The 20,241-nt window shown below is 65.2% G+C and carries 21 protein-coding genes; 4 read left to right on the forward strand and 17 right to left on the reverse strand.

The genetic code is table 11. The features are described 5' to 3' along the window. The 5 genes from phnG to phnC all read right to left on the reverse strand — a co-directional run. A partial coding sequence (gene phnG / locus N878_RS16330) for a phosphonate C-P lyase system protein PhnG (RefSeq protein WP_021444679.1) occupies positions 1 to 285 on the reverse strand: 285 nt, incomplete at its 3' end. Between the two features lie 11 nt (positions 286 to 296). Further along, positions 297 to 1,001, reverse strand: a complete 705-nt coding sequence (phnF, locus tag N878_RS16335; RefSeq protein ID WP_021444680.1) for a phosphonate metabolism transcriptional regulator PhnF — start codon at positions 999 to 1,001, stop codon at positions 297 to 299. Between the two features lie 35 nt (positions 1,002 to 1,036). Further along, a complete protein-coding gene (gene phnE / locus N878_RS16340) occupies positions 1,037 to 1,831 on the reverse strand; it encodes a phosphonate ABC transporter, permease protein PhnE (RefSeq protein ID WP_021444681.1) in 795 nt (264 codons plus the stop codon). A gap of 66 nt (positions 1,832 to 1,897) precedes the next feature. Beyond that, entirely contained in the window at positions 1,898 to 2,899 is a 1,002-nt protein-coding gene (gene phnD, locus N878_RS16345; RefSeq protein ID WP_021444682.1) for a phosphonate ABC transporter substrate-binding protein, read from the reverse strand. Between the two features lie 54 nt (positions 2,900 to 2,953). Next, positions 2,954 to 3,787: a phosphonate ABC transporter ATP-binding protein gene (phnC, locus tag N878_RS16350; RefSeq protein WP_021444683.1), complete on the reverse strand. Its 834-nt coding sequence runs from the start codon at positions 3,785 to 3,787 to the stop codon at positions 2,954 to 2,956. Between the two features lie 387 nt (positions 3,788 to 4,174). Here phnC and N878_RS16355 point away from each other — a divergent pair, with 387 nt between their 5' ends. Beyond that, positions 4,175 to 4,501, forward strand: coding sequence for an Arc family DNA-binding protein (locus N878_RS16355; protein ID WP_031303295.1), 327 nt, complete (start codon positions 4,175 to 4,177; stop codon positions 4,499 to 4,501). Positions 4,502 to 4,585: 84 nt separating this feature from the next. Here N878_RS16355 and N878_RS16360 read toward each other — a convergent pair whose 3' ends face one another. The 4 genes from N878_RS16360 to N878_RS16375 form a co-directional block, all read right to left on the reverse strand. Next, positions 4,586 to 5,722 carry a sodium ion-translocating decarboxylase subunit beta gene (locus N878_RS16360; protein WP_021444685.1) on the reverse strand — a complete coding sequence of 379 codons (1,137 nt, stop codon included), beginning with the start codon at positions 5,720 to 5,722 and terminating at the stop codon, positions 4,586 to 4,588. A 10-nt stretch (positions 5,723 to 5,732) separates the two neighbouring features. Further along, positions 5,733 to 7,508 (reverse strand): sodium-extruding oxaloacetate decarboxylase subunit alpha, encoded by a 1,776-nt coding sequence (gene oadA / locus N878_RS16365; protein WP_021444686.1) that lies wholly within the window; start codon positions 7,506 to 7,508, stop codon positions 5,733 to 5,735. Between the two features lie 24 nt (positions 7,509 to 7,532). After that, the gene (locus N878_RS16370) at positions 7,533 to 7,790 is read right to left on the reverse strand and encodes an OadG family protein (protein ID WP_021444687.1); all 258 of its coding nucleotides are present in this window, start codon (positions 7,788 to 7,790) and stop codon (positions 7,533 to 7,535) included. Positions 7,791 to 7,987: 197 nt separating this feature from the next. Continuing rightward, a complete protein-coding gene (locus N878_RS16375; protein ID WP_021444688.1) occupies positions 7,988 to 8,884 on the reverse strand; it encodes an AraC family transcriptional regulator in 897 nt (298 codons plus the stop codon). Positions 8,885 to 9,082: 198 nt separating this feature from the next. Between N878_RS16375 and N878_RS16380 the strand changes: the two genes are divergently transcribed. After that, the gene (locus N878_RS16380; protein WP_021444689.1) at positions 9,083 to 9,583 is read left to right on the forward strand and encodes a nuclear transport factor 2 family protein; all 501 of its coding nucleotides are present in this window, start codon (positions 9,083 to 9,085) and stop codon (positions 9,581 to 9,583) included. Here the strand turns inward: N878_RS16380 and mgtE are convergent. Further along, the gene (gene mgtE / locus N878_RS16385) at positions 9,546 to 10,988 is read right to left on the reverse strand and encodes a magnesium transporter (protein ID WP_021444690.1); all 1,443 of its coding nucleotides are present in this window, start codon (positions 10,986 to 10,988) and stop codon (positions 9,546 to 9,548) included. The two genes, N878_RS16380 and mgtE, sit on opposite strands and share 38 nt — an antisense overlap. 320 nt (positions 10,989 to 11,308) lie before the next feature. On the opposite strand from mgtE, the gene N878_RS16390 reads away from it, so the two are divergent. Next, complete coding sequence (locus tag N878_RS16390; RefSeq protein ID WP_021444691.1) at positions 11,309 to 11,791, forward strand: DUF4124 domain-containing protein; 483 nt, start codon at positions 11,309 to 11,311, stop codon at positions 11,789 to 11,791. 44 nt (positions 11,792 to 11,835) lie between these two features. Here N878_RS16390 and N878_RS16395 read toward each other — a convergent pair whose 3' ends face one another. Together N878_RS16395 and N878_RS16400 are read right to left on the reverse strand one after the other, a co-directional pair. Continuing rightward, complete coding sequence (locus N878_RS16395; RefSeq protein WP_021444692.1) at positions 11,836 to 12,765, reverse strand: electron transfer flavoprotein subunit alpha/FixB family protein; 930 nt, start codon at positions 12,763 to 12,765, stop codon at positions 11,836 to 11,838. After that, a complete protein-coding gene (locus N878_RS16400) occupies positions 12,766 to 13,515 on the reverse strand; it encodes an electron transfer flavoprotein subunit beta/FixA family protein (RefSeq protein ID WP_012018936.1) in 750 nt (249 codons plus the stop codon). A 324-nt stretch (positions 13,516 to 13,839) separates the two neighbouring features. Here N878_RS16400 and N878_RS16405 point away from each other — a divergent pair, with 324 nt between their 5' ends. Then, a complete protein-coding gene (locus tag N878_RS16405; RefSeq protein WP_021444694.1) occupies positions 13,840 to 15,504 on the forward strand; it encodes an electron transfer flavoprotein-ubiquinone oxidoreductase in 1,665 nt (554 codons plus the stop codon). Positions 15,505 to 15,591: 87 nt separating this feature from the next. On the opposite strand, the gene N878_RS16410 is transcribed toward N878_RS16405, so the two are convergent. From N878_RS16410 to N878_RS16430, 5 genes are all read right to left on the reverse strand, one after another. Continuing rightward, a complete protein-coding gene (locus N878_RS16410) occupies positions 15,592 to 16,368 on the reverse strand; it encodes an SDR family oxidoreductase (protein WP_021444695.1) in 777 nt (258 codons plus the stop codon). Positions 16,369 to 16,370: 2 nt separating this feature from the next. Next, a complete protein-coding gene (locus N878_RS16415) occupies positions 16,371 to 17,582 on the reverse strand; it encodes an O-succinylhomoserine sulfhydrylase (RefSeq protein WP_021444696.1) in 1,212 nt (403 codons plus the stop codon). Positions 17,583 to 17,720: 138 nt separating this feature from the next. Then, positions 17,721 to 19,229 (reverse strand): amidophosphoribosyltransferase, encoded by a 1,509-nt coding sequence (gene purF / locus N878_RS16420; RefSeq protein WP_021444697.1) that lies wholly within the window; start codon positions 19,227 to 19,229, stop codon positions 17,721 to 17,723. Positions 19,230 to 19,316: 87 nt separating this feature from the next. Further along, positions 19,317 to 19,829, reverse strand: a complete 513-nt coding sequence (locus tag N878_RS16425; protein ID WP_021444698.1) for a CvpA family protein — start codon at positions 19,827 to 19,829, stop codon at positions 19,317 to 19,319. Between the two features lie 82 nt (positions 19,830 to 19,911). Next, positions 19,912 to 20,241: SPOR domain-containing protein (locus N878_RS16430; RefSeq protein WP_021444699.1), on the reverse strand; the 330-nt coding region annotated here is incomplete at its 5' end.

The following is a 20,241-nucleotide window of genomic DNA, read 5'->3' on the forward strand; positions in this document are numbered from 1 at the left end:
CAGCTCGGCGCGGCGCTTGTCGCGGCCGGCCAGGTAGCTGTAGCCGGTGCGGCCGTCGGCCAGGCGCACCACGCAGCGGGTGACGGTCATCTCGCCGAGGTTGAAGGCGTTGCCGGTGCCGCCCATGCGCCCGCGCACCAGAGTCATGCCCACCTCGGGGGCGCGGATCAGCTGGTAGGCGCTGTCCTTGAGCGCCGCCTCGTGGGCATCGAGGGCGTCGCCGGCGCGGGCCAGCACGCCCATCCAGCGCTGGCGCACGGCGATGTTCGGTTCAAAGTCGTTCATGCGGGTCTCCATCAGGTCGCTACCTGGTACTGGAAGCGGTCGGCGCGGCTGCTGGACTGCGCCAGCTCCACCGCCCGGCCAGCCGGATCGCGGGATAGGGTGAGTACGCTGAGCAGCGGCGCATGGCGCGGCATCAGCAGGTGCGCGGCCTCCTCGCGGCTGGGCAGGCGTGCGCCGATCAGGCTGAAGGTGCGCGCCAGCGGCAGGTCGCGCTGGCCCAGGTACTGGCGCAGCGAGCCGCCCTGGTAGTCGGCCAGCAACGGCGCCAGGCTGGCGCAGAAGCGGTGGCGGATCAGGCTCATCGGCTGCCCGTCGAGCAGGCGCAGGGTGGCCAGCTCGAGCAGTTCGCTGCCGTCGGCCAGCTGCAGGTGGCGACACTCCTCGCCAGAGCCGGGGCGGCGGATACGCTCGATCAGCCGGGCCTCGACGCGGTGGCCGAGCGCCGACAGCGACTGGCTGTAGGCACTGCCCGCCTCCACCGGGTAGATCAGCGGTTTGGCCAGCACCTGGGTGCCCTTGCCCTGGCGGCGCAGCAGGCGGCCTTCGAGCACCAGCTCGTCCACCGCGCGGCGCAGGGTGTGGCGGTTGACGGCAAAGCGCGCAGCCAGTTGCAGCTCACCCGGCAGGTAGTCGCCCGGGCTCATGCGCTGCAGCTCCTCGCGCAGCACGGCGGCCAGCTCGCGGTACAGCGGTTCGATTCGTCTAGACAAGTGCATGGCTTAAAAAAGGCGCTCGCAGGCGCCCATCTCCTTTAGATAAAGAGTTTGCGCAGGCGCTGGGAGAGGATGTCGATGGCGCTCACCACCAGGATGATCACGATCAGCAGGGCGCAGGTCTGGGCGAACTGGAAGCCGCGAATGGCCTCCCAGAGGATCACCCCGATGCCGCCGGCGCCGACCATGCCGACCACCGTGGCCGAGCGCACGTTGGACTCGAAGCGGTACAGCGAGTAGGAAATCCACAGCGGCAGCACCTGCGGGATGACGCCGAAGATCACCTCCTGCAGGGCGCTGGCGCCGGTGGCGCGCACCCCTTCCACCGGGCCCGGGTCGATGGCTTCGACCGCCTCGGCGAACAGCTTGGCCAGCACCCCGGTGGTGCTGATGAACAGCGCCAGCACGCCGGCGAAGGGGCCGAGCCCGACCGCGACGACGAAGAGCATGGCGAAGACCATTTCGTTGATCGAACGGCAGGCATCCATCACCCGCCGCACCGGCTGGTAGACCCACCAGGGCACGATGTTTTCGGAGCAGAGAATGCCCAGCGGAATGGCGCAGACGATGGCCAGCACCGTGCCCCACAGGGCGATCTGCACGGTGACGACCATCTCCTTGACGTAGTGCCGCCAGTTGCTGAAGTCCGGCGGGAAGAAGTCGGCGGCGAAGGTGGCCATGTTGCCCGAGTCGCGCACCAGGGCCAGGGGGTTCATCTCGGCGCCCTGCCAGGACCAGGCCAGCACGGCGAAGAACAGGCCCCAGCCGATCAACTGCAACCAGGAGCGCTTGGCGTCGGCGGCTGGCGGTGTGGCGGTAGTCAGAGTGGTCATGAAGGCGGTATCTCGAAAAAACGACTTGCGATCAGCCCCTCGGCAGGTGCCGAGGGGCTGTCGGATTCAACCGGCGCTGGCGCCGTTTTGCTTGTCGCGCTCGGCCATGCGCTGTTCCAGCTTGGCCAGCTCGGCATCGATGTCCTTGAGCTGCGCCTGCTTGTCGGCGTCCTTCAGCGTGGCGTTGGCGGCCACTTCGCTGCGCTTCTTGAACAGCTCGAGCTGACGGATCGGCAACAGCTGGTCGTCGTCGGAGGCCTTGAACTGGCCCCACTGCAGGCCTTCTAGGACCTTCTTCTCCTCCGGCTTGGCGCCGTAGGTCATGAAGAACTCGCGCAGCTTGGCCTTGCTCGCGTCGTCCAGGTTCTTGCGCCAGACCATCGGATCGGAGGGGATCAGCGGCGAGGTCCAGATCACCTTGAGCTGCGCGGCCTTGTCCGGCGCGGTCACTTCCAGGCGCTCCATGCCCTCGCTGTTGAAGGTGCCGACGTCGACCTGCTTGTTGGCCACCGACAGCGCGTTGACCTCATGGCTGCCGTTGAGCGCGCGCTTGAAGATCTTGCTCGGGTCGGCCTTGTTCTGGGCGAACACGTAGTAGCCGGGCACCAGGTAGCCGGAGGTGGAGTTGGGGTCGCCGTTGGCGAAGGTCAGGCTGCCGGCGTTCTTCAGCATGTCCTCGATCGACTCGAGCGAGCTGTCCTTGTGCGCCACCATCAGGCTGTAGTAACCCTGCGCGCCGTTGGCCGCGACGGTCTGGGCGAACACCTCGCCGCCGGCGCGGTCCACCGCTTCCATCGCCGCCTTGTTGCCGTACCAGGCCACGTCGACCTTGTCGAAGCGCATGCCCTGGATGATCCCGGCGTAGTCCGGGGCGAAGAAGGCGTTGACCTTGAAGCCGGTCTGCTTGCTCATGTCGGCGAGAAAGGGATCCCACATGGCCTTGAGGTTCTGCGAGGACTCGGTGGAGATGATGCCGAAATTGAGCTCCTCGGCGGCCTGGGCCGTGCCCAGCAGGGAACCGGTGACGAGCGCAGAGGCAGCCAGCACCTGGCCGATGCGTTTGAACATGGAGCACACTCCTGTTGCGGGTTGGCGTTGTTGGATCGAACGAAGGAAGCGAGATCAGGCCTTGGCCAGCACCAGCGGGCGCTCGACGGCGCGCGGGCGCTGCCCTTGCGGCAGCAGCAGGCTGACGTCGAGGTCGCCGCCGTAGAGGTCGTTGAGAAAATCGGGGTTGAAGCTTTCGGTGGGGCCGTCGAAATGGATGCGCCCGCCTTTCAGCGCCACCGCACGCCGGCAATAGCGCACCGCGTAGTCGACCTGATGCAGGGTCACCACCACGGTCTTGCCGTCGCGGCGATTGATGTCGGCGAGAATCTCCATCACCTTGCGTGCCGACTCGGGGTCGAGCGAGGCGATCGGCTCGTCGGCCAGGATCACCTCGGCCTGCTGGCACAGGGCACGGGCGATGGCCACGCGCTGCTGCTGGCCGCCTGATAGCGTAGAGGCGCGCTGCGCGGCAAGATCGGCCAGCCCGACGCGCTCAAGGGCGTCCATGGCGCGCTGCTTCTCCTCGGCGCTGAACAGGCTGAGGCTGCCGCGCCAGCGCGGCATGCGCCCCAGGCCGCCGAGCAGCACGTTCTGCAACACGCTGAGGCGACCGACCAGGTTGAACTGCTGGAAGATGTAACCGATATCGGCGCGCAGGCGGCGCACCTCGCCGTTCAGACGGCCTGCGGCCTGCACCTGACGGCCAAGCACCTCGATGCTGCCACCGCCGCTGCGGTCGCAGCAGGCCAGGCCGGCCAGATGCCGCAGCAACGTCGACTTGCCCGAGCCGGAGGCGCCGATCAGCGCCACCATCTCGCCCGGCTGCACCGACAGCGCCAGGTCGAACAACGCCTGTTTCTGACCGAAGGTCTTGTTCAGGCTATCGACTCGAATCACTGCGCTCATGGGCTGGCCCTCTACTATCATTGACGATAAGAAGGCAGCGCCTGGCCGCCATCTGGTGTAGACCAAGGTAGGCGCAAGCTGTGTCAGAGCCGTGAACCGGGGATGACGATTGAGTGACCAGGGCTTGAATTTTTTATGCCCGAGCACAGCCCGAGCACGACTTCTGCCGAATACTGCGCATTTCTGACAGTCGGTGCTGGCATATCGCCTTTACCTGGCCCAGAATTCGACACGTAATTGGCGTCAAGGAACTGTTCAGATGACCCTTAGGTCATAACGACGCATAACGCGATACTGGTTGAACGGCTAGTGCTAAAGATGGTCAAACCGGTGACAATCTTGAAACTGACTACCAGTCTCGCTCTCCTGAACTAACCGGTTTAATGTATGCGCCCTATGAAACAGGCTACCTATTCCAGCCGCACGGCTGACAAATTCGTCGTTCGCTTGCCCGATGGCATGCGTGAGCGTATCGCTGACGTAGCACGCAACCATCACCGCAGCATGAACTCGGAAATCATCGCCCGCCTGGAGCAGAGCATGCTGCAGGAAGGCGCCCTGGGCGACGAGCTCAACCTGCGTCTCGACAGCCCCGAGCTGAGCCTGCACGAGCGCGAACTGCTGCAGCGTTTCCGTCAGCTGTCGCGCCGCCAGCAGAACGCCCTGGTCGCCCTGATCGCCCACGACGTGGAAATGGCCGCCGAAGAAGCCTGAGGCAAGCCCCCCCACAAAAAAACCGGCCTTGAGCCGGTTTTTTTGTGGGGGTATTAAAGGCGCGGAGCGAACTCCGCGCCTTCTTCAGCCGACGAAGCTGAGCAATACCCCCGCCGCAACTGCCGAGCCGATCACCCCGGCCACGTTCGGGCCCATGGCGTGCATCAGCAGGAAGTTCTGCGGATTGGCTTCCAGCCCCACCTTGTTCGACACCCTGGCAGCCATAGGCACCGCCGAGACGCCGGCCGAGCCGATCAGCGGGTTGACCTTGTGGGTGCTGAACACATTCATCAGCTTGGCCATCAGCACGCCGGCGGCGGTGCCGGCGCAGAAGGCGACCATGCCCAGCAGCAGGATGCCCAGGGTCTTGAGCTGCAGAAAGGCCTCGGCCGACAGCTTGGAGCCCACGGTCAGACCGAGGAAGATGGTGACGATGTTGATCAGCGCGTTGCGCGAGGTATCGGCCAGGCGCTCGACCACGCCACATTCGCGCAGCAGGTTGCCGAGGGCGAACATGCCGATCAGCGGCGCGGCGTCCGGCAGCAGCATGCCGATCAGCAGGCAAAGCACGATGGGGAAGATGATCTTCTCGGTCTGCCCCACCGGACGCAGCTGCTGCATGACGATGGCGCGCTCCTCCTTGGTGGTCAGCGCGCGCATGATCGGCGGCTGCAGCAGCGGCACCAGGGCCATGTAGGCATAGGCCGCCACGGCGATGGGGCCGAGCAGGTGCGGCGCCAGCTTGGAGGTGACGAAGATCGAGGTCGGCCCGTCCGCCCCACCGATGATGGCGATGGACGCCGCCTCCTTGAGGCTGAACTCCATCCCCGGAATGCCGATGGCGGTGATCGCCAGGGCGCCGAGCAGGGTGCCGAAGATGCCGAACTGCGCGGCGGCGCCGAGCAGCAGGGTCTTGGGGTTGGCCAGCATCGGTCCGAAGTCGGTCATGGCGCCGACGCCGAGGAAGATCAGCAGCGGGAAGATGCTGGTGGGCAGACCCACCTCATAGATCAGGTGGAGGAAACCGGCGCCCTCGGCCATATTGGCCACCGGGATATTCGACAGCAGGCCGCCGAAACCGATTGGCACCAGCAACAGGGGCTCGAAGCCCTTCTTGATCGCCAGATAGATCAGCAGCATGCACACCGCGATCATGAACGCCTGACCGGGCTCCAGGTGGTACAGGCCGGTGCTCTGCCAGAGCTTGAGCAGCTTTTCCATGGTGCGCCCCTCAGCCGATGGTCAGCAGGCTGTCGCCCACCGCCACCGCATCGCCGACCTTGACGTTGACCGCTCCGATGCTGCCGGCCTTGAAGGCGCGAATCTCGGTTTCCATCTTCATCGCCTCGAGGATGATCACCAACTGGCCCTCCTCCACGGTCTGGCCGGGTTGCACCAGCACCTTGAAGATATTGCCGGCCAGCGGTGCCGCCTGCGGCTCGCCGCCCCCCACGGCAACGGGCGCGGCAGGTGCAGCCGCGGCACTGCCAGCGAGCGGCTTGATGCCCTCGATATCGCCGCCCTCGCCCACCTGCACGACGAACGACTTGCCATTGACTTCGACGGTGTAGACCTCGGGCTTGCCGGCCTCGCGGGCAGGGGTTTCCTTGCCGGTCGGCGCCGGCTCGAAGGCCGCCGGGTTGCCGCGGTTCTCCAGGAACTTCAGGCCGATCTGCGGGAACAGCGCGTAGGTCAGCACGTCGTCGATCTCGTCCGCGACCAGCTTGATGCCCTTCTCCTGGGCGATGCCCTTGAGTTCGGCGGTCAGCTTGTCCATTTCGGCGTCCAGCAGATCGGCCGGACGACAGGTGATCGCCTCGGCGCCATCGAGCACGCGCGCCTGCAGCTCGGCGTTGAACGGCGCGGGCGCGGCGCCGTACTCGCCCTTGAGCACGCCGGCGGTTTCCTTGGTGATGGACTTGTAGCGCTCGCCGGTGAGCACGTTGATCACCGCCTGGGTGCCGACGATCTGCGAGGTCGGGGTCACCAGAGGGATGAAACCGAGGTCTTCGCGCACGCGCGGGATCTCGGCCAGCACCTGGTCGAACTTGTCCTGGGCGCCCTGCTCCTTGAGCTGGCTTTCCATGTTGGTGAGCATGCCGCCCGGCACCTGGGCGACCAGGATGCGCGAGTCGACGCCCTTGAGGTTGCCCTCGAACTTCGCGTACTTCTTGCGCACTTCGCGGAAGTATGCAGCGATTTCCTCCAGCAGCTCCAGGTTCAGCCCGGTGTCGCGCTCGGTGCCCTGGAACATGGCCACCACCGACTCGGTCGGCGAATGGCCATAAGTCATCGACAGCGAGGAAATCGCGGTGTCGACGTTATCGATACCGGCCTCCACCGCCTTGAGGATGGCCACCGAAGACAGCCCCGCGGTGGCGTGGCACTGCATATGGATCGGGATGGCCAGGCTGGCCTTGAGTCGCGACACCAGCTCGAAGGCGGTGTAGGGGGTGAGGATACCGGCCATGTCCTTGATGGCGATGGAGTCGGCGCCCATGTCCTCGATCTGTTTGGCCAGATCGACCCACATCTGCAGGGTGTGCACTGGGCTGGTGGTGTAGGAGATGGTGCCCTGGGCATGCTTGCCCTGGCGCTTGACCGCCTGCAGGGCTGTCTGCAGGTTGCGCGGATCGTTCATCGCGTCGAACACGCGAAACACGTCGACGCCGTTGACGGCGGCGCGTTCGACGAATTTTTCCACCACGTCGTCGGCGTAGTGGCGGTAGCCCAGCAGGTTCTGGCCGCGCAGGAGCATCTGCTGGCGGGTATTGGGCATCGCCTGCTTCAGCGCGCGGATGCGCTCCCAGGGATCTTCGCCCAGGTAGCGAATGCAGGCATCGAAGGTCGCCCCCCCCCAGGACTCCACCGACCAGAAGCCGACCTGATCGAGCTTGGGCGCGATCGGTAGCATGTCCTCCAGGCGCACGCGGGTGGCCAGGATGGATTGGTGGGCGTCGCGCAGCACCACATCGGTGATCCCGAGTGCTTGTTTAACGGCAGTCATACAGGTGCTCCCTCTAGAACCTGATCAACCGCGCCGGGCGCGGTGCTGATGAATGGCGGATTGAATGGCTGCCAGCAATTCGGCATCCGGCTCCTGGCTGGCCGGTTTGCCGCTGGGTACTGCGGAAGAGGCGACGGGGGCAGGCGTGTGCGGGGCGAAGACTTCGATCAGGCGCGACATCACGCGGATCGCCAGCACCAGCAGCACCAGAAAGACAAACACGAAACCCATGCCGAACAGCATGAGCTCGACACCCTCGAGCAGGAGTTCACTGGGGGTCATCTTGGCTCCTTTTGCCAGCAGCTCGCGGGCTGCATTCATTATTGATTAGGAGCGCCCGGGAGCGGCCCCGGGCAAAGCTGGCGAACCTTAGCCTGAAACGAGCGTTTCAAGCAAACCTCAAACGGACCAGGCGGGCATTTTATGTAGTGGGCAACCCACCACTACTACCAAAGACGAGGGCGCTCGTGCGAGGCCCGCTAGGAGGCCACGCCCGACCGGGAGACGACGGCGGGCGCCAGCGCCAGCAGCGCCTTGAAATGGCGGCATTCAGCGCCCGGGGTACGCCCGAACAGGCGCTTGAACTCGCGACTGAACTGCGAAGGGCTTTCGTAACCGACCCGCTGCGCCGCGTCGGCTGCACTCATGCCGCCGCGAATCATCAGCAACCGTGCCTGGTGCAGGCGGATGGCCTTGAGATACTGCAACGGCGAGCGACTGGTCACGGCCTTGAAGTGCACATGGAAGGCCGGCACGCTCATATTGGCCATCGCGGCCAGGGTCGCGACGTCGAGCGCCTGGGGATAGTCGCTGTGGATGCGCCGCAGCACCCTGGCGATGCGGCCGAAATGGCTGCCCTGCACCAGGGTCGCGCGCAGGCCGCCGCCCTGCTCGCCCTGCAACACGCGGAAGACGATCTCGCGCAGAATCGACGGCCCCAGCAAACGCGCCTCGTCCGGCTCGGCCAACGCCTCCAGCAGGCGCAACGTCGCCTCGCTCAACCTGGCATCCAGCGGGCTCGAACAGAGGGTGTCGGGCGCCGGGGGCGGCGCCTCGTCCAGGCCGATGGCCAGCTCCGCGACCAGTAACGGGTCGATGCGCAACACCAGCCCCAGCAACGGCTCGGCCGCGCTGGCCTCGGTCTCGATGGAAAACGGCAGAGGCAGCGCCAGCACCAGGTAGTGCTGGGCGTCGTAGACATACAACCTGCCGTCGTGCAGCCCGCGCTTGCGCCCCTGGATGACGATGACGATGCTCGGTTCGTACAGCGCCGGCGTGCTGGGCAACGGGCGATTGGCGCGCATGAAGGTCACGCCGTCGAGTAAAGACTCGGTGTAGCCCTCTTCGGGGGCCAGGCGCAGCATCAGTTCCACCATGCGTTGGCGCCTGTCGGATATCGCGATCATGGCTCTGGGGACTCGGCTGTTTCCGCGGGCCGACATTCTATGGCCCGCGAAATAGAAACAGGCAAGATCGAAAGAGTAACCGGACTTAGCAGCCCGCCTCGCCCCGCCTAGCATGAGGCCTGCGCCCTGCACGCCGCAGGCGCTAGCCGCCAATAGGAGAATCGATCCATGAACCCGTTAGGACACCTCGGCGCCCTGCTGCTCGGCGTACTGCTGAGCCTGCCGAGCTGGGCCGCCGGCGCCACGCAGGACAACCGCGCCCTGATCCAGCAGGCCTTCGACGACTGGCGCAACGGCCAGGGCAGCGTCTTCGACCTGCTCGCCGAAGACGCCGTGTGGATAGTCGCCGGAAACAGCCCGGTATCAGCTACCTACCCCACACGTCAGGCGTTTCTCGAAGAGGCGGTCAAACCCATCACCGCCAAACTGGCGACGCCGATTACCCCCACGGTTCGCCAGCTGGTAGCGCAGGGGCCCTATGTGGTCGCGATCTGGGATGGCCAGGCGACCGCCCATGATGGCAGCCGCTATGAGAACAGCTACGCCTGGCATATGCAGCTCGAGGACGGCCGCATCACTCACGTCACGGCCTTCCTCGATACCTGGCGGCTGGTGCAGCTGATGGAGCAACCTACAGGAGGAAGATCGACGCCAGCCCCAGGAAAATGAAGAACCCGCCGCTGTCGGTCATCGCCGTGATCATCACGCTGGCGCCCATGGCCGGGTCGCGCCCCAGGCGTGCCAGGGTCATGGGAATCAGCACGCCCATCAGCGCCGCCAGCAGCAGGTTGAGGGTCATCGCCGCGGTCATCACCACACCCAGCGACCAGCTGTCGTAGAGCAGATAGGCCACCACGCCGATCACCCCGCCCCAGAGCAGGCCGTTGATCAGGGAAACGCCCAGCTCCTTGCGCAGCAGGCGCGAGGTATTGCCGGTGCCGACCTGGTCCAGCGCCATGGCGCGGACGATCATGGTGATGGTCTGGTTGCCGGAGTTGCCGCCGATGCCAGCGACTATGGGCATCAGCGCGGCCAGAGCCACCAGTTTCTCGATCGAGCCCTCGAACAGGCCGATCACCCGCGAGGCGAGAAAGGCGGTGACCAGGTTGATCGCCAGCCAGGCCCAGCGGTTGCGCACCGACTTCCACACCGAGGCGAAGATGTCCTCCTCCTCGCGCAGACCGGCCATGTTGAGGACTTCGCTTTCGCTCTCCTCACGGATCAGGTCGACCATCTCGTCGATGGTCAGACGACCGATCAGCTTGCCGTTCTTGTCCACCACCGGGGCGGAAATCAGGTCGTAGCGCTCGAAGGCCTGGGCGGCGTCGTAGGCGTCCTCGTCCGGGTGGAAAGTCACCGGGTCGTCGGCCATCACCTCGCCGACCTGCTTGTCCGGGTCGTTGACCAGCAGGCGCTTGATCGGCAGCACACCCTTGAGCACGCCGTCGTAATCGACCACGAACAGCTTGTCGGTGTGGCCCGGCAGCTCCTTGAGGCGACGCAGGTAACGCAGCACCACCTCCAGGCTGACGTCTTCGCGGATGGTGACCATCTCGAAGTCCATCAGCGCGCCGACCTGATCCTCCTCGTAGGACAGTGCCGAACGCACGCGCTCGCGCTGCTGCGCATCGAGCGACTCCATCAGTTCGTGGACCACGTCGCGCGGCAACTCCGGCGCCAGGTCGGCCAGTTCGTCGGCGTCCATGTCCTTGGCCGCGGCGAGGATCTCGTGATCGTCCATGTCGGCGATCAGGGTCTCACGCACCGCGTCGGACACCTCGAGCAGGATGTCGCCGTCGCGCTCGGCTTTGACCAGTTGCCAGACGGTCAGACGGTCGTCGAGCGGCAGGGCTTCGAGGATGTGGGCGATATCCGCGGGGTGCAGGTCGTCGAGCTTGCGCTGCAGCTCGGCGAGGTTCTGCCGGTGCACCAGGTTCTCGACCAGGTCGTGATGCTGGCCTTCCTGACGATGGGTCAGGTCTTCCACCAGCTTGTGCCGATGCAGCAGTTCGACCACCTGGGCCAGGCGGTCCTGAAGGCTCTCTTGCGGCTTCTTGGCTTCTACTTCAGTCATAGCGCGCTCCACCCCCAGTTGGCGGGCACGCCAAAGGGGATCAATCAGGTTTTACGCGATCGTCAAATCGGGTCTGGTAACTACTGGGTAAGTCCATGGTGGTATTCCACAAGCCCCGGCGGGGCTGACGCGGCAAATGATAACACCGCAATACGGCTTTGCACGCGAGAAAAGCCAGGCAAGAACAATTGCTTGCATCACAAACTTCAATCCGCGCTGAAATCCTGTTGCTGCGACGCCGGCCACGGTCGGCAGGACACCCTGGCACGCTCGGAACAACGGGCTAAGCTGACCCAGGCACCCGTCAAGGAGGACGCCCCATGCAAGGACTGCTGCGCGCCGCATTCTGCGCCGCCCTGCTCTACCCCACCCAGGCCAGCCTGGCCGCCACCGTGTTTCGTTGTGAAGACGCCAACGGCCATATCACCTTCACCCGCCACGGCTGCCCGACAGAGCAGCAGCAGCGAACCCAGAACGCCCGCAACCAGACACCGAGCAGCGGCAAGGCCGTACCACTGGCCAAACCCGAACGCAGCACGCGAACAAAGGGGGCCAGTGAACTGGTGGTGGTCGGTCAACAGGACGACGGCTGCGGCAACCGGATTACCGGCAGCGCGCGGCGGGCCGCGATCGTCAAGCAGGAGATTCGCAGCGGCATGACTCGCAGCGACGTGGAAAGCAGCCTGGGCAAGCCACACAAGATCAGCCGGCAGAACGGCCTGCAGCGCTACCACTACCGCGACAACAGCGGCAACACGCGCCAGGTGAGCTTCGACGAAGCGGGCTGCGTGAAAGGCAAATAAAAAACCCGCTCCAAGGAGCGGGTTTTTTCGCAGCGAAAAAGCGGTTAGACCAGCTTTTCCAGCTCCGGTACGGCTTCGAACAGGTCGGCGACCAGGCCGTAGTCGGCCACCTGGAAGATCGGCGCCTCTTCGTCCTTGTTGATCGCGACGATCACCTTGGAGTCCTTCATGCCGGCCAGGTGCTGGATCGCGCCGGAGATACCGACGGCGATGTACAGCTGCGGCGCGACGATCTTGCCGGTCTGACCGACCTGCATGTCGTTCGGCACGAAGCCGGCGTCGACCGCGGCGCGCGAGGCACCGACGGCGGCGCCGAGCTTGTCGGCCAGGGCGTACAGGTGCTTGAAGTTGTCGCCATTGCCCATGCCACGGCCGCCGGACACGACGATCTTGGCAGCGGTCAGCTCCGGACGATCGGACTTGGCCAGTTCTTCGCCGACGAAGGCAGACTTGCCGGCATCGGCCGGACCGGAAACGGCCTCAACGGCAGCACTGCCGCCTTCGGCAGCGACGGCGTCGAAACCGGTGCTACGCACGGTGATCACCTTGATGGCAGCCGAGGACTGCACGGTGGCGATGGCGTTACCGGCATAGATCGGACGCTTGAAGGTGTCGGCGCTCTCGACGGCGATGATCTCGGAGATCTGGTCGACGTCCAGGGCAGCGGCGACGCGCGGCAGGATGTTCTTGCCGTTGCTGGTGGCGGCAGCCAGGATGTGGCTGTAGCCCTTGCCCAGCTCGGCTACCAGCGGTGCGACGTTTTCCGGCAGCTGGTTGGCATAGGCAGCGTTGTCGGCAACCAGGACCTTGGCCACGCCAGCGATCTTGGCAGCAGCTTCGGCAGCAGCGCCACAGGCACTACCGGCAACCAGTACGTGGATGTCGCCACCGATCTTCGCGGCAGCGGCAACAGTGTTCAGGGTAGCGGCAGCCAGGGCGGCATTGGTGTGTTCAGCGATAACCAGGATAGTCATTTAGATTACCTTCGCCTCGTTCTTCAGTTTCTCGACCAGTTCAGCCACGGACTTGACCTTGATGCCAGCGCTGCGAGCAGCCGGCGCTTCGACTTTCAGGGTCTTGACGGTGGAGGCGGTGGAAACGCCCAGGGCGTCCGGGGTAACGGTTTCCAGCGGCTTCTTCTTGGCCTTCATGATGTTCGGCAGCGACGCATAGCGCGGCTCGTTCAGGCGCAGGTCGGTGGTGACGATCGCCGGCAGGTTCAGCGCGACGGTCTGCAGGCCGCCGTCGATTTCACGGGTGACGTTGACCTTGTCGCCAGCCACCTCGACCTTGGAGGCGAAGGTGCCCTGGCCGAAACCGGTCAGCGCGCCGAGCATCTGGCCGGTCTGGTTGTTGTCGCTGTCGATGGCCTGCTTGCCCATGATCACCAGCTGCGGCTGCTCCTTGTCGACCACGGCCTTGAGCAGCTTGGCCACGGCCAGGGAGTTCAGCTCGTCGTTGGACTCGACCAGGATGGCGCGGTCGGCACCGAGGGCCAGCGCGGTGCGCAGTTGCTCCTGAGCGGTGGCCGGGCCGATGGAGACGACGACGATCTCGCTCGCCACGCCCTTCTCCTTCAGACGTACGGCTTCCTCCACAGCGATCTCGCAGAAGGGGTTCATCGACATCTTGACGTTGGCGAGGTCGACGCCGCTGTTGTCCGCCTTGACGCGAACCTTGACGTTGTAGTCAACCACTCGTTTGACAGCTACAAGAACCTTCATGGATTCCTCGTTACTCTCCGGTGAATAAGAATGTCGCCAAGGCGAGCCTGGCCGGTGATGCAAAATCGGCCGGAACCGACCTTTCAGCCCAGACGGCGAGCGCAAAACCGCCCGTATCTTGACCCCGCGGCTTGGCTCGGTCAATACAGCGAACCGGCCGGTCATCCGCGATGTAGTAGGATTCTAACAGGCCTACAGAAAATTCAAACAAACGTTTGTATTGGCCCGTTGGGAGGGTGTAGATATAATGCGCCCGCATCGCTTAGGGACCGAGCCGCGCCCTCCAACATAAAACATCGAAGAGCCTTGAGTAGGAGATTGCCTGTGGAACGCGAATTTATGGAGTTCGACGTCGTCATCGTCGGCGCCGGCCCGTCCGGCCTGTCCGCCGCCTGCCGACTGAAGCAGAAAGCCGCCGAAGCGGGCCAGGAGATCAGCGTCTGCGTGGTCGAGAAAGGCTCCGAAGTCGGCGCGCATATCCTCTCCGGTGCGGTCTTCGAGCCGCGCGCCCTGAACGAACTGTTCCCCGACTGGAAGGAACTGGGCGCCCCGCTCAATACCCCGGTCAAGCGCGACGACATCTACCTGCTGCGCGACGCCGACAAGGCTACCCGAATTCCCGACTTCTTTGTGCCGAAAACCATGCACAACGAAGGCAACTACATCATTTCCCTGGGCAATCTGTGCCGCTGGCTAGCCCAGCAGGCGGAAAACCTCGGCGTGGAAGTCTATCCCGGCTTCGCCGCTCAGGAAGCGCTGATCGACGACAACGGCGTGGTGCGCGGCATCGTCACCGGCGATCTGGGCGTCGACCGCGAAGGCAACCCCAAGGAAGGCTACTACACCCCGGGCATGGAACTGCGCGGCAAGTACACCCTGTTCGCCGAAGGCTGCCGCGGCCATATCGGCAAGCAGCTGATCAACAAGTACAAGCTCGACAGCGAAGCCGACGCCCAGCACTACGGCATCGGCATCAAGGAAATCTGGGACATCGACCCGGCCAAGCATGAACAAGGCCTGGTGGTGCACACCGCCGGTTGGCCGATGGACATCATGGGCACCGAGAACACCGGCGGCTCCTTCCTCTATCACCTGGAGAACAACCAGGTGGTGGTCGGCCTGATCATCGATCTGTCCTACGCCAACCCGCACCTGTCGCCGTTCGACGAGTTCCAGCGCTACAAGCACCACCCGGTGATCGCCCAGTACCTGGAAGGCGGCAAGCGCGTGGCCTACGGCGCCCGCGCCATCTGCAAGGGCGGCCTGAATTCGCTGCCGAAGATGGTCTTCCCCGGCGGCGCGCTGATCGGCTGCGACCTCGGCACCCTGAACTTCGCCAAGATCAAGGGCAGCCACACCGCGATGAAGTCCGGCATGCTCGCGGCGGACGCCGTGGCCCAGGCCCTGCTCGGCGGCGGCGAAGGCGGTGACGAGCTGAACGGCTATGTCGAGGGCTTCAAGGCCAGCTGGCTGTACGACGAACTGTTCCGCAGCCGCAACTTCGGCGCGGCCATCCACAAGTACGGCGCCATCGTCGGCGGCGGTATCAACTGGCTGGACCAGAACATCTTCGGCGGCAAAGCGCCCTTCACCCTGCACGACAACAAGCCGGACTACGCCTGCCTGAAGCCGGCCGCCGCGTGCGCGAAGATCGCCTACCCGAAACCGGACGGCAAACTGAGCTTCGACAAATTGAGTTCGGTGTTCCTCTCCAACACCAACCACGAAGAAGAGCAGCCCTGCCACCTGAAGCTCACCGACCCGAGCATCCCGCTGGCGAAGAACCTGCCGCTGTACGACGAACCGGCGCAGCGCTACTGCCCGGCCGGCGTGTACGAGGTGGTGACTCAGGAAGACGGCGAGAAACGCTTCCAGATCAACGCGCAGAACTGCGTGCACTGCAAGACCTGCGACATCAAGGACCCGGCCCAGAACATCACCTGGGTCGCGCCAGAAGGCACCGGCGGGCCGAACTACCCCAACATGTAATTCGGCCATGCATGAAAAAGGCTCCTTCGGGAGCCTTTTTCGTTTCTGCTTCCACGCCGCAGACGGGTTTCACCCGTTCTAAGGCGCTCAATCCTGATAGATCATCTTGCGGCTCATGCCGCCGTCGACCACGAACTCCTGGCCGGTGACGAAACCGGCGGCATCGGACAGCAGCCAGGCGACCTGGGCGGCGACATCCTCCACCGCGCCGACACGGCCGACCGGGTGCTGCGCGTGATCGAACACCGACAGCGGCTCGCGGCGCTGCTGCGAAGGATCACGGGCATCGATCCAGCCGGGGCTGACGCAATTGACCCGCACCTCCGGGCCAAGGCTGACGGCCAGGGCGTGGGTCAGCGCAACCAGGCCGCCTTTACTCGCGGCGTACGCCTCGCAATTGGCCTCGGACTGGCTGGCGCGGGTCGAGGCGATATTGACGATGGCCCCACGATGACCGCGCAGGTAAGGCGCGCAATGCTTGGCCAGGAGCATGGCGCCGGTCAGGTTGACCGCCAGCAGGCGATTCCAGCGCTTGAGGTCGAGCACCTCCAGCGGCGGGTTGTGCGGGTCGGCAATGGCGGCGTTGCACACCAGCGCATCGAGGCGGCCGAACTGGCCGAGCACCTCGGCGACGCCGACGCTGACCTGATCCTCCTTGGCCACGTCCATGGCGACGAACCAGGCGTTATCGCCCAGCGCGCGCGCCACCTTCGAGCCGCGCTCGCGGTCAATGTCGGCCAGTACCACCTGCCAGCCCTCGGTGATCAGCCAGGCCGCGATGCCCAGGCCGATGCCGCGGGCCGCACCACTGACCAGCGCCACCCGGCCGTTATTCGGCGCGGCGCCGCTGCCCCACTCCAGCATGCTCAGAGCGCGGCCAGGCCGCGTGCCAGATCGGCCTTGAGGTCAGCCAGGTCTTCCAGGCCCACGGCGACGCGAATCAGGTTGTCGCGAATGCCGGCATTGGCCCGCTCCTGCGGGCTCAGGCGACCATGGGAGGTGGTCGCCGGGTGGGCGATGGTGGTCTTGGTGTCGCCCAGGTTGGTGGTGATGGAAATCACCCGGGTGGCGTCGATCACCTTCCAGGCGGCGTCGCGACCGCCCGCCACCTCGAAACTGAGCACCGCACCGAAGGCGCTCTGCTGCCGCTTCGCCAGCTCGTGCTGCGGGTGGCTGGGCAAGCCGGCGTAGTAGACCCGCTCGACCTGCGGTTGCTGCTCCAGCCACTGCGCCAGCTGCAGGGCGCTGTCGCTCTGCGCCTGCATGCGGATGCGCAGGGTCTCCAGGCCCTTGAGGAACAGCCAGGCATTGAACGGGCTCAGGGTCGGGCCTGCGGTACGCAGAAAGCCCACGATTTCCTTCATCTGCTCGCTGCGCCCGGCCACCACGCCGCCGAGGCCACGGCCCTGGCCGTCGATGTACTTGGTCGCCGAGTGCATGACGATATCGGCGCCCAGCGCCAGCGGCTGCTGCAGCGCCGGGGTGCAGAAGCAGTTGTCCACCGCCAGCAGCGCGCCGCGGGCATGGGCGATCTCGGCCAGGGCGGCGATATCCACCAGTTCGGCCAGCGGGTTGGACGGCGACTCGACGAACAGCAGCTTGGTGTTGGCCTTGAACGCGCCCTGCCAGGCTTCCAGATCGGCCAGCGGCACGTAGTCGACCTCGACGCCGAAGCGCTTGAGGTACTTCTCGAACAGGCTGATGGTGGAACCGAACACGCTGCGCGAGACCAGCACATGGTCGCCGCCGCTGCACAGGCTCATGACGATGGCGAGGATCGCCGACATGCCCGAGGCGGTGGCCACCGCCTGTTCGGCGCCCTCCAGGGCGGCGATGCGCTCCTCGAAGGTGCGCACGGTGGGGTTGGTGTAGCGCGAGTAGACGTTGCCCGGCACCTCGCCGCCAAAGCGGGCGGCGGCGTCGGCGGCGGTGCGGAACACGTAACTGGAGGTGAGGAACAGCGCCTCGCCGTGCTCGCCCTCGGGCGAGCGGCGCTGGCCGGCGCGCACCGCCAGGGTGTCGAAGCCCACGCCGTCGAGATCGCTATCGAGCCTGCCGGCATCCCATTCCAGTGTCATATCGCTACCTCACGCAATCTAGCCCGGATGCAATCCGGGAAATCCTCTGTGATATCCCCCGGATTGCATCCGGGCTACGGGTCGGGGTGCGCTGCGCGCACCATCAAACCAGGCAGAACCCCGCCCTGCCCGCCCGAGTTAATTGTTGTACAGATCGATGATGGCACTGACCGCCTGCGACTTGACCTTGCTGGCGTCGTTGCGCGCCTGCTCGATCTTGTCCAGGTAGGCCTCGTCGACATCGCCGGTGACGTACTTGCCGTCGAACACCGCGCAGTCGAAGTTGTCGATCTTGATCTTCTTGCTGCCGCTGACCGCCTCGATCAGGTCCGGCAGATCCTGGTAGACCAGCCAGTCGGCGCCGATCAGCTCGCAGACCTCCTCGGTGCTGCGGCCGTGGGCGATCAGCTCGTGGGCGCTGGGCATATCGATGCCGTATACGTTCGGATAACGCACCGCCGGCGCCGCCGAGCAGAAGTAGACGTTCTTAGCCCCGGCTTCGCGGGCCATCTGGATGATCTGCTTGCAGGTGGTACCGCGGACGATGGAGTCGTCCACCAGCATCACGTTCTTGCCGCGGAACTCCAGTTCGATGGCGTTGAGCTTCTGCCGCACGGATTTCTTGCGCGCCGCCTGGCCGGGCATGATGAAGGTACGGCCGATGTAGCGGTTCTTGACGAAGCCTTCGCGGAACTTCACGCCCAGGCGGTTGGCCAGTTCCAGCGCGGCGGTGCGGCTGGTGTCGGGAATCGGGATGACCACGTCGATGTCGTGCTGCGGACGCTCGCGGAGGATCTTGTCGGCCAGCTTCTCGCCCATGCGCAGGCGCGCCTTGTACACCGAGATGCCGTCCATGATCGAATCCGGGCGCGCCAGGTAGACGTGCTCGAAGATGCACGGCGCGTACTTGGGATTCTGTGCGCACTGACGGGTGAACAGCTTGCCTTCCTCGGTGATGTACACCGCTTCGCCCGGCGCCAGGTCGCGGATCAGGGTGAAGCCGAGCACGTCCAGCGACACGCTCTCGGAGGCGATCATGTATTCGACGCCTTCGTCGGTGTGGCGCTGGCCGAAGACGATCGGGCGAATGCCGTTGGGATCGCGGAAACCGACGATGCCGTAGCCGGTGATCATCGCCACCACCGCGTAGCCGCCCAGGCAGCGCTCGTGCACGTGGCTGACCGCGGCAAACACATCTTCCTCGGTCGGCTGCAGCTTGCCGCGCTGGGCCAGCTCGTGGGCGAACACGTTGAGCAGCACTTCCGAGTCGGAGTTGGTGTTCACGTGGCGCAGGTCGGACTCGTAGATTTCCTTGGCCAACTGCTCGACGTTGGTCAGGTTGCCGTTGTGCGCCAGGGTGATGCCGTAGGGCGAGTTGACGTAGAACGGCTGCGCCTCGGCCGAGCTGGAGCTGCCGGCGGTGGGGTAGCGCACGTGGCCGATGCCCATGTGGCCGACCAGGCGCTGCATGTGGCGCTGCTGGAACACGTCGCGCACCAGGCCGTTGTCCTTGCGCAGGAACAGCCGGCCATCATGGCTGGTGACGATGCCGGCAGCGTCCTGGCCGCGATGCTGAAGGACGGTGAGCGCGTCATACAGCGCCTGATTGACGTTCGACTTGCCGACGATACCGACGATGCCACACATGTGCCACGACCCCTGCTAGATAGTTCAGGCTAACTTCAGCGACTGCCACGGCGGTTTGGGCCAGGGCAGGCGCTCTTTTATGGCGGATCAGCTGGGTGAGCCGATCCCACCGGAAAACCACTGACCGGACCACCCCAGAATGAGGTTCTTCGACCAGTCGGCGACCATCAGAAAATGCGGCACCAGTTGCGACTGCTGCCACCACGTGTCCTGCTCCACCGGCGCCAGGCTGATCAGCCCGACCAGCAGCACTACCAACAGACCGCCGCGGGCGGCGCCGAACACCATGCCGAGGAAACGGTCGGTGCCGGACAAGCCGGTCACGCGAATCAGCTCGCCGATGAGGAAATTGACCAGGGCGCCGACCAGCAAAGTGGCGACGAACAGAATGGCACAGGCGGCGATCACCCGTGCGGACGGAGTTTCGATGAATTCGACGAGGTGCTGGGCCAGCGCGCCGCCGAACATCCAGGCGACGATACCCGCGATGATCCAGGTCAGCAGCGACAGGGCTTCCTTGACGAAGCCACGCTTGAGGCTGATCAAACTCGAGACGGCGATGACGGCGATGATCGCCCAATCGACCCAGGTGAATACCACGGTGCGGCCTACCAGCGGAAAAGGCGAAGCATTTTAGCAGAGCCCGGCGCATCGGGTAACCGGGCGATGCAAAGTCCTGTTCTCAACCCGCCTCGGGCTGGAAACGCACGACGAAACCGCTGAGCTTGTGCTGGCGATTGAGCTGGTCGCGCAGACGCTCGGCCTCGGCGCGCTCGATCAGCGGCCCGACGAACACCCGGTTCATGCCGTCGAAGGTGCGGATATAGGCGTTGTAGCCCTGGCTGCGCAGAGTCTTCTGCAGGTTTTCCGCGCCGCTGCGGCTGGACAGGCTGGCCAGCTGCACCGACCAGCTGATCGGCAGGCTGTTGGCGTCCAGCCGACTGGCGGGCTTGGCCGGCGCGCTGGCGAGCGTCTCGGCCTTGGCCGCTTCGGGCTGGCTCGGCGCGGGTGC

Source organism: Pseudomonas sp. EGD-AK9, from assembly GCF_000465935.2.
GTDB lineage: Bacteria > Pseudomonadota > Gammaproteobacteria > Pseudomonadales > Pseudomonadaceae > Aquipseudomonas.

What these genes read in the sequence shown, in the direction of transcription:
- phnF (WP_021444680.1), bottom strand. Translation starts at nt 1,001, where the DNA reads ATGCACTTGTCTAGACGAATCGAACCGCTGTACCGCGAGCTGGCCGCC.
- phnE (WP_021444681.1), bottom strand. Translation starts at nt 1,831, where the DNA reads ATGACCACTCTGACTACCGCCACACCGCCAGCCGCCGACGCCAAGCGC.
- phnD (WP_021444682.1), bottom strand. Translation starts at nt 2,899, where the DNA reads ATGTTCAAACGCATCGGCCAGGTGCTGGCTGCCTCTGCGCTCGTCACC.
- phnC (WP_021444683.1), bottom strand. Translation starts at nt 3,787, where the DNA reads ATGAGCGCAGTGATTCGAGTCGATAGCCTGAACAAGACCTTCGGTCAG.
- N878_RS16355 (WP_031303295.1), top strand. Translation starts at nt 4,175, where the DNA reads ATGCGCCCTATGAAACAGGCTACCTATTCCAGCCGCACGGCTGACAAA.
- N878_RS16360 (WP_021444685.1), bottom strand. Translation starts at nt 5,722, where the DNA reads ATGGAAAAGCTGCTCAAGCTCTGGCAGAGCACCGGCCTGTACCACCTG.
- oadA (WP_021444686.1), bottom strand. Translation starts at nt 7,508, where the DNA reads ATGACTGCCGTTAAACAAGCACTCGGGATCACCGATGTGGTGCTGCGC.
- N878_RS16370 (WP_021444687.1), bottom strand. Translation starts at nt 7,790, where the DNA reads ATGACCCCCAGTGAACTCCTGCTCGAGGGTGTCGAGCTCATGCTGTTC.
- N878_RS16375 (WP_021444688.1), bottom strand. Translation starts at nt 8,884, where the DNA reads ATGGTGGAACTGATGCTGCGCCTGGCCCCCGAAGAGGGCTACACCGAG.
- N878_RS16380 (WP_021444689.1), top strand. Translation starts at nt 9,083, where the DNA reads ATGAACCCGTTAGGACACCTCGGCGCCCTGCTGCTCGGCGTACTGCTG.
- mgtE (WP_021444690.1), bottom strand. Translation starts at nt 10,988, where the DNA reads ATGACTGAAGTAGAAGCCAAGAAGCCGCAAGAGAGCCTTCAGGACCGC.
- N878_RS16390 (WP_021444691.1), top strand. Translation starts at nt 11,309, where the DNA reads ATGCAAGGACTGCTGCGCGCCGCATTCTGCGCCGCCCTGCTCTACCCC.
- N878_RS16395 (WP_021444692.1), bottom strand. Translation starts at nt 12,765, where the DNA reads ATGACTATCCTGGTTATCGCTGAACACACCAATGCCGCCCTGGCTGCC.
- N878_RS16400 (WP_012018936.1), bottom strand. Translation starts at nt 13,515, where the DNA reads ATGAAGGTTCTTGTAGCTGTCAAACGAGTGGTTGACTACAACGTCAAG.
- N878_RS16410 (WP_021444695.1), bottom strand. Translation starts at nt 16,368, where the DNA reads ATGCTGGAGTGGGGCAGCGGCGCCGCGCCGAATAACGGCCGGGTGGCG.
- N878_RS16415 (WP_021444696.1), bottom strand. Translation starts at nt 17,582, where the DNA reads ATGACACTGGAATGGGATGCCGGCAGGCTCGATAGCGATCTCGACGGC.
- purF (WP_021444697.1), bottom strand. Translation starts at nt 19,229, where the DNA reads ATGTGTGGCATCGTCGGTATCGTCGGCAAGTCGAACGTCAATCAGGCG.